The organism is Amycolatopsis sp. cg5 (assembly GCF_041346955.1).
Lineage (GTDB): Bacteria > Actinomycetota > Actinomycetes > Mycobacteriales > Pseudonocardiaceae > Amycolatopsis.
Map to the genome: position 1 here is coordinate 3027910 of NZ_CP166849.1, position 16173 is coordinate 3044082.

Sequence of the window (16173 nt, forward strand, 5' to 3'; positions counted from 1 at the left end):
CCAGTCGCCACGAATCGGAATCGCAGTGCTGGACGGACATTTCGAGCGCGCCTACCTGCCACACCTCGCCTATCCCCATCAGCCCATTAATGCCAGACCCGGACCTTCCCCGTGTTCCTCCATCCGAGTGGTCTGATGTCTGGCGCGCGCACTCTCCGTGTCCCACCCCGGTTTGATTGAGTTTGCATGAGTATGCATAATCATTCGTATGACGGTGAAGATCGCGGTGGCCGGTGCGAGCGGATACGCGGGCGGGGAGTTGCTGCGCCTGCTGCTGACGCACCCCGAGGTCGAGATCGGCGCGCTCACGGCGGCCAGCAGCGCGGGCACGAAGCTCGCCGCGCACCAGCCGCACCTGGTCCCGCTCTCCGGCCGCGTGCTCCAGGAGACCACGAAGGACACGCTCGCCGGGCACGATGTCGTCTTCCTCGCACTGCCGCACGGCCACTCGGCCGAGATCGCCGCGCAGCTCGGGCCGGACACGCTCGTCGTCGACCTCGGCGCGGACCACCGCCTCTCCAGCGCGGACGACTGGGCGCGCTGGTACGGCGGCGACCACGCGGGCCAGTGGCCGTACGGGCTGCCCGAACTGCCAGGGGCACGCGAGAAGCTGAAGAACACCAAGCGCATCGCGGTGCCGGGCTGCTTCCCGACCGGTGGCTCGCTCGCGCTGGCGCCCGCGTTCGCCGAGAAGCTCATCGAGCCGAACGTGACCGTCGTGTCGGTGACCGGCACGTCCGGCGCGGGCAAGGCGCTCAAACCGAACCTGCTCGGTTCCGAGGTCATGGGCTCGGCCAGCGCGTACGGCGTCGGGGGAGCGCACCGGCACACCCCGGAGCTCATGCAGAACCTCGGGGCCATCGCCGGCGAGGCGGTCACGGTGTCGTTCACGCCGGTGCTCGCGCCGATGTCGCGCGGCATCCTGACCACTGCCAGCGCGCCGCTGCGTCAAGCATCCGACGTTTACGAGCTCTATCGGAAGTTCTACGCCGACGAGCCGTTCGTGCAGGTGCTGCCCGAGGGCATGTGGCCGACCACGGCCGCGACGCTCGGCTCCAACAACGTCCAGCTCCAGGTCACGGTCGACGCGCTCGCGAACAGGCTCGTCGTGGTCGCCGCCATCGACAACCTGACCAAGGGGACCGCGGGCGGCGCGATCCAGTCCATGAACATCGCTCTCGGCTTCGAAGAAACCATCGGCCTTTCCACGGTAGGAGTCGCACCATGACCGTCACCGGTCCTCAGGGTTTCCGCGCGGCGGGGGTGGCCGCCGGGATCAAGGCGGGTGCGCTCGACCTCGCGCTCGTCGTCAACGACGGCCCGCTCGACGTGGCGGCCGGGGTGTTCACCCGCAACGTGATCAAGGCCGCGCCCGTGCTGTGGTCGCAGGAGGTGCTCAAGCAGCAGCGGCTCAAGGCGGTCGTGCTGAACTCCGGCGGCGCCAACGCGGCGACCGGCCCGCTCGGTTTCCAGGACACGCACGCCACCGCGGAGAAGGTCGCCGAGGTGCTCGAAGCAGGCGCGATCGAGGTCGCCGTCTGCTCCACCGGCCTGATCGGGGAGCGCCTGCCGATGGACGCGGTGCTGTCCGGCGTGGACGTCGCCGTCAAGGCACTCGAAGCCTCCGAAGCGGCCAGCCTCAACGCCGCGACCGCCGTGATGACCACCGACAGCAAGCCGAAGCAGGCGTTCAAGGCGCACCGCGACGGCTGGAGCGTCGGCGGCTTCGCGAAGGGCGCCGGCATGCTCGCGCCGAACCTCGCCACCATGCTCAGCGTGCTCACCACCGACGCCGTGGTCACCAAGGACGCGCTCGACAGCGCGTTGCGCGCGGCCACGAAGGTCACCTTCGACCGGCTCGACGTCGACGGCGGCACGTCGACCAACGACACCGTGCTCGTGCTCGCCTCCGGCGCCAGCGGCGTCGAGCCGTCCGACGCCGACCTCGCGCGCATGCTCACCGAGGTCAGCCACGACCTGGTCATGCAGCTGCGCGCGGACTCCGAGGGCGCGACCAAGGAGGTCGACCTGACCGTCAAGGGCGCTCAGTCCGAGACGGACGCCGTCAACGTCGGCCGCACGGTCGCCGAGGACAACCTGGTCAAGACCGCGCTCTTCGGCTCGGACCCGAACTGGGGCCGCATCGCCATGGCGCTCGGCCGCGCGCAGGCGCACATCGACCCGGAGACGCTGTCGATCACGATCAACGGCGCGACCCTGTTCGCCAACGGCACCACCGCGCAGGACCGTTCCGAGGCGGACCTGACCGGACGTCACATCGACATCGTCATCGACCTCGGCGTCGGCGAGCACGAGGCCACGATCTTCACCACTGACCTGTCGCACGGCTACGTCGAAGAGAACAGCGCGTACTCCTCATGAGCCCTTCAGAATCACTGATCCCCGCCGACGAGCGGCTGGCGCTGGCCGCCGAGAAGGCGGGCGTGCTGATCGAGGCGCTGCCCTGGCTGCAGCGCTTCCACGGCGCGACGGTCGTCGTCAAGTACGGCGGCAACGCGATGATCGACGACGAACTCAAGCAGGCGTTCGCCGAGGACATGGTGTTCCTGCGGCTCGCCGGCCTGAAGCCGGTCGTGGTGCACGGCGGTGGCCCGCAGATCACCTCGATGCTGACCAGGCTCGGCATCGAAGGCGAGTTCAAGGGCGGCCTGCGGGTCACCACGCCCGAGACGATGGACATCGTCCGGATGGTGCTGGTCGGCCAGGTCAGCCGTGAGCTGGTCGGGCTGATCAACAAGCACGGCCCGTACGCCGTCGGCATCTCCGGCGAGGACGCGCAGCTGTTCACCGCCGAGCGCAAGCAGGCGACGGTCAACGGCGAGGCCGTCGACATCGGGCTGGTCGGCGAGGTCGCCACGGTCAACCCGGACGCGGTGCTCGACATCGTCAACGCCGGCCGGATCCCGGTGGTGTCGACCGTGGCGCCCGACATCGACGGCACCGTCCACAACGTCAACGCCGACACCGCGGCGGGCGCGCTCGCCGCCGCGCTCGGCGCCGAGAAGCTCGTCGTGCTCACCGACGTCGAAGGCCTGTACGCGAACTGGCCGGACCGGTCGTCGCTGGTCGACCGGATCCGGGTGGACCGGCTGGAGCAGCTGCTGCCGGGACTGGCCAGCGGCATGATCCCGAAGATGGAGGCCTGCGTCCGAGCGGTCCGAGGCGGGGTCAGCCGCGCTCACGTGATCGACGGTCGGCTGGCCCATTCCGTGTTGCTGGAAGTGTTCACGTCGAGGGGGATCGGGACGATGGTTTTTCCGGAGGATGAGCTGCCATGATCGAGTCCAATGTAGACGGCCAGGCGCACTGGAAGTCCGCGCTGATGGACAACTACGGCACCCCGCAGCTGACCCTCGTCCGAGGTGAGGGTGCACTGGTGTGGGACGCCGACGGCAAGTCCTATGTGGACCTGGTGGGCGGCATCGCCACCAACGCGCTCGGCCAGGCACACCCCGCGGTCGTCAAGGCGGTCAGCGAGCAGATCGCCAAGTTCGGGCACGTCTCGAACCTGTACGTGAACCCGGTCGCGGTCGAACTCGCCGAGGCGCTGGTCGACGTCGCGGGCCTCGCGGGCAACGCCAAGGTCCTGTTCGTGAACTCCGGTGCGGAGGCCAACGAAGCCGCGCTGAAGATCAGCAGGCTCACCGGCCGCACCAAGATCATCGCCTTCGACGGGGCCTTCCACGGCCGCACGATGGGCGCGCTGACGCTCACCGGCCAGCCCGGCAAGCGCGACCCGTTCAAGCCGCTGGTCCCGGGCGTCACGCACCTGCCGTTCGGCGATGTCGAAGCACTGAAAGCCGCCGTCGACGATGAAACCGCGGCCGTCATCATCGAGCCGATCCTCGGCGAGGGCGGGGTCATCCCGGCGCCCGACGGTTTCCTGCAGGCCGCCCGTGACATCACCAAGGACAAGGGCGCGCTGCTGATCCTCGACGAGGTGCAGACCGGCATCGGACGGCTCGGCACCTGGTTCGCCTTCCAGCAGGCCGGTATCGTCCCCGACGTCTTCACGCTGGCCAAGGGCCTCGGCGGCGGGCTCCCGCTCGGCGCGACCATCGGCGTCGGCGCGGCGGCCGACCTGATGAAGCCCGGTCACCACGGCACCACGTTCGGCGGCAACCCGGTGTGCTGCGCGGCCGGTCTCGCGGTCATCAAGACCATCATCAAAGACGATCTGCTCGACCACGTTTCCGCGCTGGGCAAGGACATCGCGGCCCGCGCCGAGCAGTTCCCGCTGGTGAGCGGCGTCCGCGGCGCCGGACTGCTGATCGGCATCGGCCTGCGCAAGCCCGTCTCCGCCACCGTCGCCCAGGCGATGCAGGAGGCCGGTTACCTCGTCAACCCGATCCAACCCGACACGATCCGGCTGGCACCCCCGCTGACCCTCACCGCCGAGCAGGCCGACGGCTTCCTCGACGCGCTCGAAACCACCACAAAGGACCTTTGATGCCCAGGCACTTTCTCCGTGACGACGACCTGACCCCGCAGGAGCAGGCCGACATCCTCGACCTCGCCGACAAGCTCAAGGCCGAGCCGCACAGCTCACAGGCGCTCAAGGGCAAGTCGATCGCCGCGATCTTCGAGAAGAACTCGACGCGCACCCGGCTCTCCTTCGACGTCGGCATCCACCAGCTCGGCGGGCACCCGATCATCGTCGACGGCCGCGCCATGCAGCTCGGCCGCGAGGAGACCATCGAGGACACCTCGCGCGTTCTCTCGCGCTACGTCGACGCCGTCGTCTGGCGGACGTTCGCGCAGAAGCGGATGGACGCGATGGCCTCGGTCAGCCGGATCCCGGTGATCAACGCGCTGACCGACGAGTTCCACCCCTGCCAGGTGCTCACCGACCTGCAGACCATCCGCGAACGCAAGGGCAAGCTGGCCGGCGTCACCGTCACCTACCTCGGCGACGGCGCGAACAACATGGCCCACTCGTTCCTGCTCGGCGGCGCGACCGCGGGCATGAACGTCCGCGTCGTCTCGCCGGAAGGCTTCCAGCCGGACCAGGGCGTCACGCTCGACGCGAAGAAGCGCGCGGCCGAGACCGGCGGCAGCATCACCTCCTTCACCGACCCGCACGCCGCCGTAGACGGCGCCGACGTGCTGGTCACCGACACCTGGACCTCGATGGGCCAGGAGAACGACGGCCTCGACCGGGTCGGCCCGTTCCGGCAGCTGCAGATCAACAGCGCGCTGCTGGCCCGTGCCGCCGAGGACGCCATCGTGCTGCACTGCCTGCCTGCGCACCGCGGCTGGGAGATCACCGACGAGGTCATCGACGGCCCGGCCAGCGCGGTGTGGGACGAGGCCGAAAACCGCCTGCACGCCCAGAAGGCGCTGCTCGTCTGGCTGTTCCAGGAGGCAGAACGACGATGACCAGGGCTGGCAGGCAGGCGCGGATCTCAGAGCTGGTGTCCACTATGGCCATTCGAAGCCAGACGGAACTGGCGAAGCTACTCGCCGCCGAAGGAGTCGAGGTCACGCAGGCGACTTTGTCGCGTGACCTCGACGAACTCGGCGCGGTCAAGCTACGAGGCGCGGACTCGGGCGCTCCGATCTACGTGATCCCGGAGGACGGCAGCCCGGTCCGCGGTGTCCAGGGCGGCACCTCGCGGCTGTCCCGCCTGCTCGCCGAACTGCTCGTCTCCGTCGATTCGTCTGGCAATCTGACGGTACTGCGCACCCCGCCGGGCGCGGCGCAGTTCCTGGCCAGCGCCATCGACAGGGCGGCACTGGAAGAGGTCGTCGGCTCCATCGCGGGCGACGACACGGTCGCGGTCATCGCCAGAGAGCCGTTGACCGGCAAGGATCTGGCTGAACGGTTCACCGCGTGGGCGAACCGGTCCGAACACACTTCTTGAAAGGGAACATCTTGAGCGGCATCCAGTTGTGGGGCGGGCGGTTCGCCAGCGGTCCCGCCGAAGCCATGGCGGCGTTGAGCCTGTCGACCCACTTCGACTGGCGTCTCGCGCCTTACGACATCGCGGGCTCGCGTGCGCACGCTCGTGTCCTGCGCAAGGCGGGGCTGCTCACCGATGACGAGCTGGTCGGCATGCTCGCCGCGCTCGACACGCTCGCCGCCGACGTCGAGTCCGGCGCGTTCACGCCGGTGCTCGCCGACGAAGACGTCCACACGGCGCTGGAGCGCGGCCTCATCGAGCGCGCCGGCCAGGAGCTGGGCGGCAAGCTGCGGGCGGGCCGGTCGCGCAACGACCAGGTCGCCACGCTGTTCCGCATGTTCCTGCGCGACGCCGCCCGCCGGATCGCCGCCGGCACCTTGGACGTCGTGGAAGCCCTTGTCTCCCAAGCGGAACGCTATCCGGACGCGATCATGCCAGGCCGCACGCACCTGCAGCACGCGCAGCCGGTGCTGCTCGCGCACCACCTCCAGGCGCACTGCCAGGCCCTGCTTCGTGACGTCGGCCGTCTGCGCGACTGGGACATCCGCACCGCCGAATCCCCTTACGGCTCAGGCGCTTTGGCCGGTTCGTCGCTCGGGCTCGACCCCGAGTCGGTGGCGGCCGAGCTCGGCTTCGACACCAGCGTCGACAACTCCATCGACGGCACCGCCTCGCGTGACTTCGCCGCGGAGTTCGCGTTCGCGGTGACCATGCTCGCGGTGAACCTGTCGCGGATCGCCGAAGAGGTGATCATCTGGAACACCGCCGAGTTCGGCTACGTGACGCTCGACGACGCGTGGGCGACCGGCAGCTCGATCATGCCGCAGAAGAAGAACCCCGATGTCGCGGAGCTGACCCGGGGCAAGGCAGGCCGTCTCATCGGCAACCTCACCGGCCTGCTCGCGACCTTGAAGGCGCAGCCGCTGGCGTACAACCGGGACCTGCAGGAGGACAAGGAGCCGGTCTTCGACTCCGTCGATCAGCTGGAGCTGCTGTTCCCCGCGCTCGCCGGGATGCTCGGCACGCTCACCTTCCACACCGAGCGGCTCGCCGAGCTCGCGCCCGCCGGGTTCACGCTGGCCACGGACATCGCCGAGTGGCTGGTCCGGCAGGGCGTGCCGTTCCGCGTCGCGCACGAGGCGGCGGGGGAGAGCGTCCGTGTCGCGGAGGCGCGTGGGGTCGGGCTCGACGAGCTGACCGACGAGGAGTTCGAGAAAATCAATCCCGCACTGACCGCGCAGGTCCGTGAGGTGCTCACCGTCGAAGGCTCGGTCCGATCGCGGAACTCGCGCGGCGGAACCTCACCCGATCGTGTGGCGGAGCAGCGTACGCGGCTGGTGGAGCGGGTGTCCGGCATCCGTGAATGGCTCCAATAGGCGATCACCCGACAGTGGAGACCGTTACCCTCTTCGGCATGCGCAAGTCAGTGATCACCCGCTCGGCCGTCGCGATGACCACCGGCCTGGTGGTGCTGAGCATCGCCTCCGGCGCCGGGCCGGCGATCGTCGTCGGCCAGCCGCCCGCGGTCGCGGAAGCCGAAGAGGTAACGGCGGACGCCCCTGAACCCGTGGCACTCGCCGAGGGCTGCGCGTGGAGCATCCAGAACCTGCCGAGCCCCGCCGGTGAGGGGCTCACACAGGCCATCGGCGCCGACGGCCGCGGCCGGATCGTGGGCGAGGGCGACAAGTCCGGCGTGGTGACCTGGGAACGGGGCGTGCTGACGGTCGTCGGTCATCCCAACGGCCTGACCAGCACGGACGTGAAAGACGTCAACGCCGCGGGCACGATTGTGGGCACCGCTCTGGACGCGAACGCGCGTGCGCACCGGGCATATTCGCTCAAGGCGGGCAAGTTCACCGTGCTCCCGGTCCCGGCCGGGTTCACCGACTCGGGCGTCACGGCGATCAACGGCCGCGGCGACATACTCGGGTCCGTGAGCGACTCCGTCTCGCACTCGGCCAAGGCCGTGGTCTGGCGGGCGGGGCAGCCGGTCACACTCGGCATCGACGAACGTGCCACGCCAGAGGACATCGACGACGACGGCACGATCCTGCTCAACCGCGAGAGCGGACCGGCGCTGTGGAACGACGGGGCCGAGCGGCCGCTCGACCTGCCGGAGGGGCTCAACGGCGTCCGGGCGACCGCGATCCGCGGTGGCAAGGTCGTGGGCTACGGGCTCCCGCAGGAATTTCCCGCCAGGTCGTCGGGCGACGAGTTCGTGCCGCAGGCCTACGCGCAGGCGCTGATCTGGGTCGACGGCAAGCCGGGCGAACTGCCCAGCGGGACCACCGCGAGCGAGATCAACGCGAACGGGCTGGTCGTGGGCAACGCGGGCCAAGGCCGCGAGGCCGTCAAGCATCCGGTCGTCTGGACCGACACCGCGGCCGAGGCCGCCGAACTCGGGCTCCCGGACGGCGGCAACGGCTACGTGAACGGCATCGGAGACGAGAACACGGCGACCGGCGCCGTGGACACCAAGCCCGTCAGCTGGCAGTGCCGGTGAGACCGTTCGACCGCGACGAACTCTCGATCGACCCCGTTGACCTGGCAAAACTCCTACTCGGCTCGGTGATCGAGTCGACCGGTCCCGACGGCACCGTCGGAGTGCGGCTGGTCGAGGTCGAGGCCTACCGCGGCCAGGACGACCCGGCGTCGCACTGCTATCGCGGCAAGACCCCGCGCAACGCGGTCATGTTCGGCCCGGCCGGCTTCCTCTACGTGTACTTCGTCTACGGCATGCACTTCTGCGCGAACGTCGTCGGAACCGAGGAGGGCGTGCCGGGCGCGGTGCTACTGCGCGCGGGGGAGGTCGTCTCCGGCCTGGACGTGGTGCGGAAGCGGCGGCCGACCGCACGTGGTCCCGCCGAGCTGGCCAAGGGACCGGCCATCCTGACTTCGGTGCTGGGGCTGGACAAGGCGCAGGACGGCGCCGATCTGCTGTCGCCGTCGTCGAGTGTCCGGCTGTACACCGGTGACCGGATCCCGGAGTCTCAGATCAAGTCGGGGCCACGCGTCGGCGTCGCGATGGCGATGGACACGCCGTGGCGGTTCTGGATCGACGGCTCGCCCGCCGTGTCGGCGTATCGCAGAGGTGGAAAGCGCCGTACCCGGTCGATATCGGCTTGACCAGGTGCGCGAGGATCTAAGGCGTGAGTGAACACATCCTTGACGAGCTGTCCTGGCGCGGCCTGATCGCGCAGTCCACCGACATCGACGCGCTGCGCCGAGAACTCGACCGAGGACCGATCACTCTCTATTGCGGCTTCGACCCGACCGCGCCCAGCCTGCACGCCGGCAACCTCGTCCCGCTGCTGATGCTCGCGCGGTTCCAGCGCGCCGGGCACCGGCCGATCGCGCTGGCAGGCGGCGCGACCGGCATGATCGGCGACCCGCGTGACACCGGCGAGCGCACGCTCAACACGCTCGACGTGGTGGGCGAGTGGGCCGAGCGCATCCGCGGCCAGCTCGAGCGGTTCGTCGACTTCGACCTGCCGTCCAACGGCGCGATCATCGTGAACAACCTCGACTGGACCGGGCCGCAGAGCGTGCTCGAGTTCCTGCGCGACGTCGGCAAGCACTTCCCGGTCAACACGATGCTGAACCGGGAGACGGTGAAACGCCGTCTCGAGACCGACGGCATGTCGTACACCGAGTTCAGCTACCTGCTGCTGCAGTCGCAGGACTACCTGAAGCTGAACGAGAAGCACGGCTGCAAGCTGCAGGTCGGTGGCTCGGACCAGTGGGGGAACCTCGTCGGCGGCGTCGACCTGATCCGCCGGGTCAAGAGCGAGAGCGTGCACGCGCTGACCGCTCCGCTGGTCACCGACGCGGAGGGCCGCAAGTTCGGCAAGTCCACCGGTGGCGGCAACCTGTGGCTCGACCCGGAGATGACCTCGCCGTACGCGTGGTTCCAGTACTTCGTGAACGTGGGCGACGCCGACGTCATCCGCTACCTGCGGATGTTCTCGTTCCTCTCCCAGGAGGAGATCGCCGCGCTCGCCGAGGACACCGCGGAGCGGCCGCACCTGCGCGCCGCGCAGAAGCGCCTGGCCGAGGAGTTCACGACGCTGGTGCACGGCGAGGAGAACACCCGCCAGGTCATCGCGGCTTCGGGAGCGCTGTTCGGGCGCGGTGAACTGGCCGAGCTGGACGCGCGCACGCTGGAAGCGGCGCTGGCCGAGGTGCCTTCCGGCGAGGTCAAGGTGTCGGACGAGCCGACGATCATCGACCTGCTGCTGGCGGGCGGGCTCGTCGACAGCAAGGGCGCCGCGCGTCGCACCGTCAAGGAAGGCGGGGCGTACGTGAACAACGTGAAGGTGACCGACGAGGAGTGGAAGCCGTCGCTGGACGGGGCGCTCCACGGCCAGTGGCTCGTCGTGCGCAAGGGCAAGCGGAACCTGTCCGGCGTCCGCCTGCGCGGCTGATCAGGCTCGACGGCCCGAAATAGGGGGTCTGACCTGGTGTTTTGCGCTTAAGGTACCCCCCTGTTTCGGGCCCCGATCGGGCGTGTAAAGTTCTCCAAGTCGCCAGGGAAACCGGGTGGCCGCCGGGACTGCGAACCAAGCTCTCACCTCAAGGTGATTGAGTGGGCGTCCCACAAAAACTGCTAGGAATTAATGCTAGGGATAAGGCCGCGTGCGGCGCGATCCCAAGCGTGTTGCTTGAGAACTCAACAGTGTGCTAGTGAACTAAGCCAGTAGAGCTTATTTATTGAACCTCGTTTGAGGTTCCTTTGAGAGCAAGTATTTTGCCTCGATTGAATTCGAAGACATTGTTGGAGAGTTTGATCCTGGCTCAGGACGAACGCTGGCGGCGTGCTTAACACATGCAAGTCGAACGATGAAGCCTTCGGGTGGATTAGTGGCGAACGGGTGAGTAACACGTGGGCAATCTGCCCTGTACTTTGGGATAAGCCTTGGAAACGAGGTCTAATACCGGATATGACTAGCCTTCGCATGGAGGCTGGTGGAAAGCTCCGGCGGTACAGGATGAGCCCGCGGCCTATCAGCTTGTTGGTGGGGTAATGGCCTACCAAGGCGACGACGGGTAGCCAAGCCTGAGAGGGTGACCGGCCACACTGGGACTGAGACACGGCCCAGACTCCTACGGGAGGCAGCAGTGGGGAATATTGCACAATGGGCGCAAGCCTGATGCAGCGACGCCGCGTGAGGGATGACGGCCTTCGGGTTGTAAACCTCTTTCGCCAGGGACGAAGCGTAAGTGACGGTACCTGGATAAGAAGCACCGGCTAACTACGTGCCAGCAGCCGCGGTAATACGTAGGGTGCGAGCGTTGTCCGGAATTATTGGGCGTAAAGAGCTCGTAGGCGGTTTGTCGCGTCGGTTGTGAAAACTGGAGGCTTAACCTTCAGCGTGCAATCGATACGGGCAGACTTGAGTTCGGTAGGGGAGTCTGGAATTCCTGGTGTAGCGGTGAAATGCGCAGATATCAGGAGGAACACCGGTGGCGAAGGCGGGACTCTGGGCCGATACTGACGCTGAGGAGCGAAAGCGTGGGGAGCGAACAGGATTAGATACCCTGGTAGTCCACGCTGTAAACGGTGGGTGCTAGGTGTGGGCGACATTCCACGTTGTCCGTGCCGTAGCTAACGCATTAAGCACCCCGCCTGGGGAGTACGGCCGCAAGGCTAAAACTCAAAGGAATTGACGGGGGCCCGCACAAGCGGCGGAGCATGTGGATTAATTCGATGCAACGCGAAGAACCTTACCTGGGCTTGACATGGACAGGAAACATCCAGAGATGGGTGCCCCTTGTGGTCTGTTCACAGGTGGTGCATGGCTGTCGTCAGCTCGTGTCGTGAGATGTTGGGTTAAGTCCCGCAACGAGCGCAACCCTTATCCTACGTTGCCAGCGCGTTATGGCGGGGACTCGTGGGAGACTGCCGGGGTCAACTCGGAGGAAGGTGGGGATGACGTCAAGTCATCATGCCCCTTATGTCCAGGGCTTCACACATGCTACAATGGCTGGTACAGAGGGCTGCGATACCGCGAGGTGGAGCGAATCCCTTAAAGCCGGTCTCAGTTCGGATCGCAGTCTGCAACTCGACTGCGTGAAGTCGGAGTCGCTAGTAATCGCAGATCAGCAACGCTGCGGTGAATACGTTCCCGGGCCTTGTACACACCGCCCGTCACGTCATGAAAGTCGGTAACACCCGAAGCCCATGGCCCAACCCGCAAGGGGGGGAGTGGTCGAAGGTGGGACTGGCGATTGGGACGAAGTCGTAACAAGGTAGCCGTACCGGAAGGTGCGGCTGGATCACCTCCTTTCTAAGGAGCACAACACATCCCGGGTTTAAGCGCCTGGGAGTGGCCAGAGTTTAGAAGACACACGTTCTTCTGCTCCGGTTGCTCAAGGAATTGTGGAACTACTGGTTTATGTGTGCTCGCGGTGATGATGCCGCCGGTTAGTACTGCGGAGCTTGCTTCGCGTGGAACGCGGGTGGTCGGATTCGGGTGGGTTTCATGTTCGCTGGCACGCTGTTGGGTCCTGAGGCAGCACGCTGGTGTTGTTTCTGGTGTGGTGTTTGAGAACTGTAGAGTGGATGCGAGCATCTTTGTGGTCAAGTTTTTAAGGGCACATGGTGGATGTCTAGGCTTCAGGAGCCGATGAAGGACGTGGGAGGCTGCGATATGCCTCGGGGAGCTGTCAACCGAGCTGAGATCCGAGGATTTCCGAATGGGGAAACCCAGCACCAGTTATGTGGTGTTACCCGCATCTGAATATATAGGGTGTGTGGAGGGAACGCGGGGAAGTGAAACATCTCAGTACCCGTAGGAAGAGAAAACAACCGTGATTCCGTGAGTAGTGGCGAGCGAAAGCGGATGAGGCTAAACCGTGCACATGTCAAGCTGTCAGGCGTTGTGTGTGCGGTGTTGTGGGACCCGCCTTGAAGATTCTGACAAGTCTTCGGAGGCACGTTGCAGTTAGTGGAACTGTTTGGGAAAGCAGACCGGAGTGGGTGAGAGTCCCGTACGCGAAAACTGTGATTGTGTTTCTTGGTGGTGTTCCCGAGTAGCAGCGAGCTCGTGGAATTTGCTGTGAATCTGCCGGGACCACCCGGTAAGCCTAAATACTTCCTGAAGACCGATAGCGGACTAGTACCGTGAGGGAAAGATGAAAAGTACCCCGGGAGGGGAGTGAAAGAGTACCTGAAACCGTGTGCCTACAAGCCGTCAGAGCCTTCGGGTGATGGCGTGCCTTTTGAAGAATGAGCCTGCGAGTTAGTGCTGCGTGGCGAGGTTAACCCGTGTGGGGTAGCCGTAGCGAAAGCGAGTCTGAATAGGGCGATTTTAGTCGCGTGGTCTAGACCCGAAGCGGAGTGATCTACCCATGGCCAGGGTGAAGCGACGGTAAGACGTCGTGGAGGCCCGAACCCACTTAGGTTGAAAACTGAGGGGATGAGCTGTGGGTAGGGGTGAAAGGCCAATCAAACTCCGTGATAGCTGGTTCTCCCCGAAATGCATTTAGGTGCAGCGTCACATGTTTCTCCACGGGGGTAGAGCTACTGGATGGTCTAGGGGCCTTACCGGGTTACCGAAATCAACCAAACTCCGAATACCGTGGTGTGAGAGTGTGGCAGTGAGACGGCGGGGGATAAGCTTCGTCGTCGAGAGGGAAACAGCCCAGAACACCAGCTAAGGCCCCTAAGTGTGTGCTCAGTGGGAAAGGATGTGGGATTGCCCAGACAACCAGGAGGTTGGCTTAGAAGCAGCCACCCTTGAAAGAGTGCGTAATAGCTCACTGGTCAAGTGGTCCTGCGCCGACAATGTAGCGGGGCTTAAGCACACCGCCGAAGCTGTGTCATTCATACAATACATCGGCTTCCATCTTCGGGTGGTTGTCTAGTGGTGTGGATGGGTAGGGGAGCGTCCTGCATCCAGGGAAGCGGCGGCGGAAGCCAGTCGTGGAGGGTGTGGGAGTGAGAATGCAGGCATGAGTAGCGAATGCAGAGTGAGAAACTCTGCCGCCGGATGACCAAGGGTTCCTGGGCCAGGCTAATCCGCCCAGGGTAAGTCGGGACCTAAGGCGAGGCCGACAGGCGTAGTCGATGGACAACGGGTTGATATTCCCGTACCCGAGCATGTGCGTCCCTGATGAGGCGGTTGATACTAACCACCCAAAGCGCAAGCTGAAGCCTTCGGGTGAATGTTTGTTGTGGAGCGTGGGATCTGATTCCGTAGTAGTCAAGTGATGGGGTGACGCAGGAAGGTAGCTCCGCCAGTGAATGGTAGTACTGGTGTAAGCGTGTAGGCCGGAACATAGGCAAATCCGTGTTCCATGAGGCTGAGACGTGATGCGTAGCCGATTGAGGTGAAGTAGAGTGATCCTATGCTGCCGAGAAAAGCCTCTAGCGAGTGCATGCACGGCCCGTACCCCAAACCAACACAGGTGGTCAGGTAGAGAATACTAAGGCGATCGGGTGAACTGTGGTTAAGGAACTCGGCAAAATGCCCCCGTAACTTCGGGAGAAGGGGGGCCAAACACCTTGAAGCCTTTTACAGGCTAGGGGTGGGTGGCCGCAGAGACCAGCGGAAAGCGACTGTTTACTAAAAACACAGGTCCATGCGAAGTCGCAAGACGATGTATATGGACTGACGCCTGCCCGGTGCTGGAACGTTAAGAGGACCGGTTAACTCCCTTCGGGGGGTGAAGCTGAGAATTTAAGCGCCAGTAAACGGCGGTGGTAACTATAACCATCCTAAGGTAGCGAAATTCCTTGTCGGGTAAGTTCCGACCTGCACGAATGGCGTAACGACTTTCCGGCTGTCTCAACCACAGGCCCGGCGAAATTGCACTACGAGTAAAGATGCTCGTTACGCGCGGCAGGACGGAAAGACCCCGGGACCTTTACTATAGTTTGGTATTGGTTTTCGGTTCGGCTTGTGTAGGATAGGTGGGAGACTGTGAAGCGATCACGCTAGTGGTTGTGGAGTCGTTGTTGAAATACCACTCTGGTCGAATTGGGAATCTCAACCTCGGACCATGATCTGGTTCAGGGACAGTGCCTGATGGGTAGTTTAACTGGGGCGGTTGCCTCCCAAAGAGTAACGGAGGCGCCCAAAGGTTCCCTCAGCCTGGTTGGCAATCAGGTGTTGAGTGCAAGTGCACAAGGGAGCTTGACTGTGAGACAGACATGTCGAGCAGGGACGAAAGTCGGGACTAGTGATCCGGCACCACCTGGTGGAAGGGGTGTCGCTCAACGGATAAAAGGTACCCCGGGGATAACAGGCTGATCTTGCCCAAGAGTCCATATCGACGGCATGGTTTGGCACCTCGATGTCGGCTCGTCGCATCCTGGGGCCGGAGTAGGTCCCAAGGGTTGGGCTGTTCGCCCATTAAAGCGGCACGCGAGCTGGGTTTAGAACGTCGTGAGACAGTTCGGTCCCTATCCGCCGCGCGCGTAGGATACTTGAGGAAGGCTGTCCCTAGTACGAGAGGACCGGGACGGACGAACCTCTGGTGTGCCAGTTGTCACGCCAGTGGCATGGCTGGTTGGCCACGTTCGGAAGGGATAACCGCTGAAGGCATCTAAGCGGGAAGCCTGTTCCAAGATGAGGTATCCCACCCCCTTTGAGGGGTTAAGGCCCCCAACAGACCATTGGGTTGATAGGCCAGAAATGGACGCACAGTAATGTGTTATCGAGTTGACTGGTACTAATAGGCCGAGGGCTTGCCCACAAAAATGCTTCGCATCCACTCTACAGCTCTGAAACCCCACACCCGGGCCAGCTAGATCGGCTCAGTGAGTGTGTTGTTTCGTAGTGTTTCGGTGGTTATAGCGCCAGGGAAACGCCCGGTCCCATTCCGAACCCGGAAGCTAAGCCTGGTAGCGCCGATGGTACTGCAACCGAAGGGTTGTGGGAGAGTAGGACGCCGCCGAACTCAACATAAGCCCGGCCCCGGTCGAGAACCCCCAAGGTTTTCCCGGGGCCGGGCCCTTTTTTTATGCCCGAAACCCGCCGCGGTCGCGTACCCAGACGGACGACACGCGTGCATGAACGGACGACACATGTCCATGGATGGACGACACTCCGCAGGCGGCGCGTCGCGAGACCTGGAGAGTCGGGACGCGTGCCTGGAGAGTCGCCGCGCGTACCTGAGGGGTCGGGACGCGTACCTGAGGAGTCGGCACGAGCGCCCGACGAGTCGGCACGCGGTGTGCGGGTGTCGTCCATCCGCGTACGGGTGCCGTCCGGCTGTGCATGCTTGGCGGCCATCCAGGGACGGC

The 16173-nt window shown here is 64.9% G+C and carries 10 protein-coding genes and 3 rRNA genes; all 13 read left to right on the plus strand.

Annotated elements, in window-relative coordinates:
- Positions 1 to 208: 208 nt before the first annotated feature.
- The 13 genes from argC to rrf all read left to right on the plus strand — a co-directional run bounded on the left by argC (position 209) and on the right by rrf (position 15827).
- A complete protein-coding gene (argC, locus tag AB5J62_RS13890) occupies positions 209 to 1228 on the plus strand; it encodes an N-acetyl-gamma-glutamyl-phosphate reductase (protein ID WP_370948625.1) in 1020 nt (339 codons plus the stop codon).
- Positions 1225 to 2382, plus strand: coding sequence for a bifunctional glutamate N-acetyltransferase/amino-acid acetyltransferase ArgJ (gene argJ, locus AB5J62_RS13895; RefSeq protein WP_370948626.1), 1158 nt, complete (start codon positions 1225 to 1227; stop codon positions 2380 to 2382). Before argC ends, argJ begins: the two co-directional genes overlap by 4 nt.
- Positions 2379 to 3299, plus strand: a complete 921-nt coding sequence (gene argB / locus AB5J62_RS13900) for an acetylglutamate kinase (RefSeq protein ID WP_091298206.1) — start codon at positions 2379 to 2381, stop codon at positions 3297 to 3299. The genes argJ and argB overlap by 4 nt, the downstream gene beginning before the upstream one ends.
- A complete protein-coding gene (locus AB5J62_RS13905) occupies positions 3296 to 4471 on the plus strand; it encodes an acetylornithine transaminase (RefSeq protein WP_370948627.1) in 1176 nt (391 codons plus the stop codon). The genes argB and AB5J62_RS13905 overlap by 4 nt, the downstream gene beginning before the upstream one ends.
- Positions 4471 to 5400 (plus strand): ornithine carbamoyltransferase, encoded by a 930-nt coding sequence (gene argF, locus AB5J62_RS13910; protein WP_370948628.1) that lies wholly within the window; start codon positions 4471 to 4473, stop codon positions 5398 to 5400. Before AB5J62_RS13905 ends, argF begins: the two co-directional genes overlap by 1 nt.
- Positions 5397 to 5885, plus strand: coding sequence for an arginine repressor (locus AB5J62_RS13915; RefSeq protein WP_091298200.1), 489 nt, complete (start codon positions 5397 to 5399; stop codon positions 5883 to 5885). Before argF ends, AB5J62_RS13915 begins: the two co-directional genes overlap by 4 nt.
- 20 nt (positions 5886 to 5905) lie before the next feature.
- Positions 5906 to 7300 (plus strand): argininosuccinate lyase, encoded by a 1395-nt coding sequence (gene argH / locus AB5J62_RS13920; protein ID WP_370950257.1) that lies wholly within the window; start codon positions 5906 to 5908, stop codon positions 7298 to 7300.
- A gap of 38 nt (positions 7301 to 7338) precedes the next feature.
- Complete coding sequence (locus AB5J62_RS13925) at positions 7339 to 8427, plus strand: hypothetical protein (RefSeq protein ID WP_370948629.1); 1089 nt, start codon at positions 7339 to 7341, stop codon at positions 8425 to 8427.
- On the plus strand, positions 8424 to 9050 hold the full coding sequence (locus AB5J62_RS13930; protein WP_370948630.1) for a DNA-3-methyladenine glycosylase: 627 nt from the start codon (positions 8424 to 8426) through the stop codon (positions 9048 to 9050). The genes AB5J62_RS13925 and AB5J62_RS13930 overlap by 4 nt, the downstream gene beginning before the upstream one ends.
- Before the next feature lie 23 nt (positions 9051 to 9073).
- Positions 9074 to 10348 carry a tyrosine--tRNA ligase gene (tyrS, locus tag AB5J62_RS13935; RefSeq protein WP_370948631.1) on the plus strand — a complete coding sequence of 425 codons (1275 nt, stop codon included), beginning with the start codon at positions 9074 to 9076 and terminating at the stop codon, positions 10346 to 10348.
- 347 nt (positions 10349 to 10695) lie between these two features.
- Positions 10696 to 12211, plus strand: a 16S ribosomal RNA gene (locus tag AB5J62_RS13940).
- Positions 12212 to 12502: 291 nt separating this feature from the next.
- Positions 12503 to 15623 (plus strand): 23S ribosomal RNA (locus AB5J62_RS13945).
- An 87-nt stretch (positions 15624 to 15710) separates the two neighbouring features.
- A 5S ribosomal RNA gene (gene rrf / locus AB5J62_RS13950) occupies positions 15711 to 15827 on the plus strand.
- Together the 16S, 23S and 5S rRNA genes form the textbook arrangement of a ribosomal RNA operon.
- Positions 15828 to 16173 lie beyond the last annotated feature (346 nt).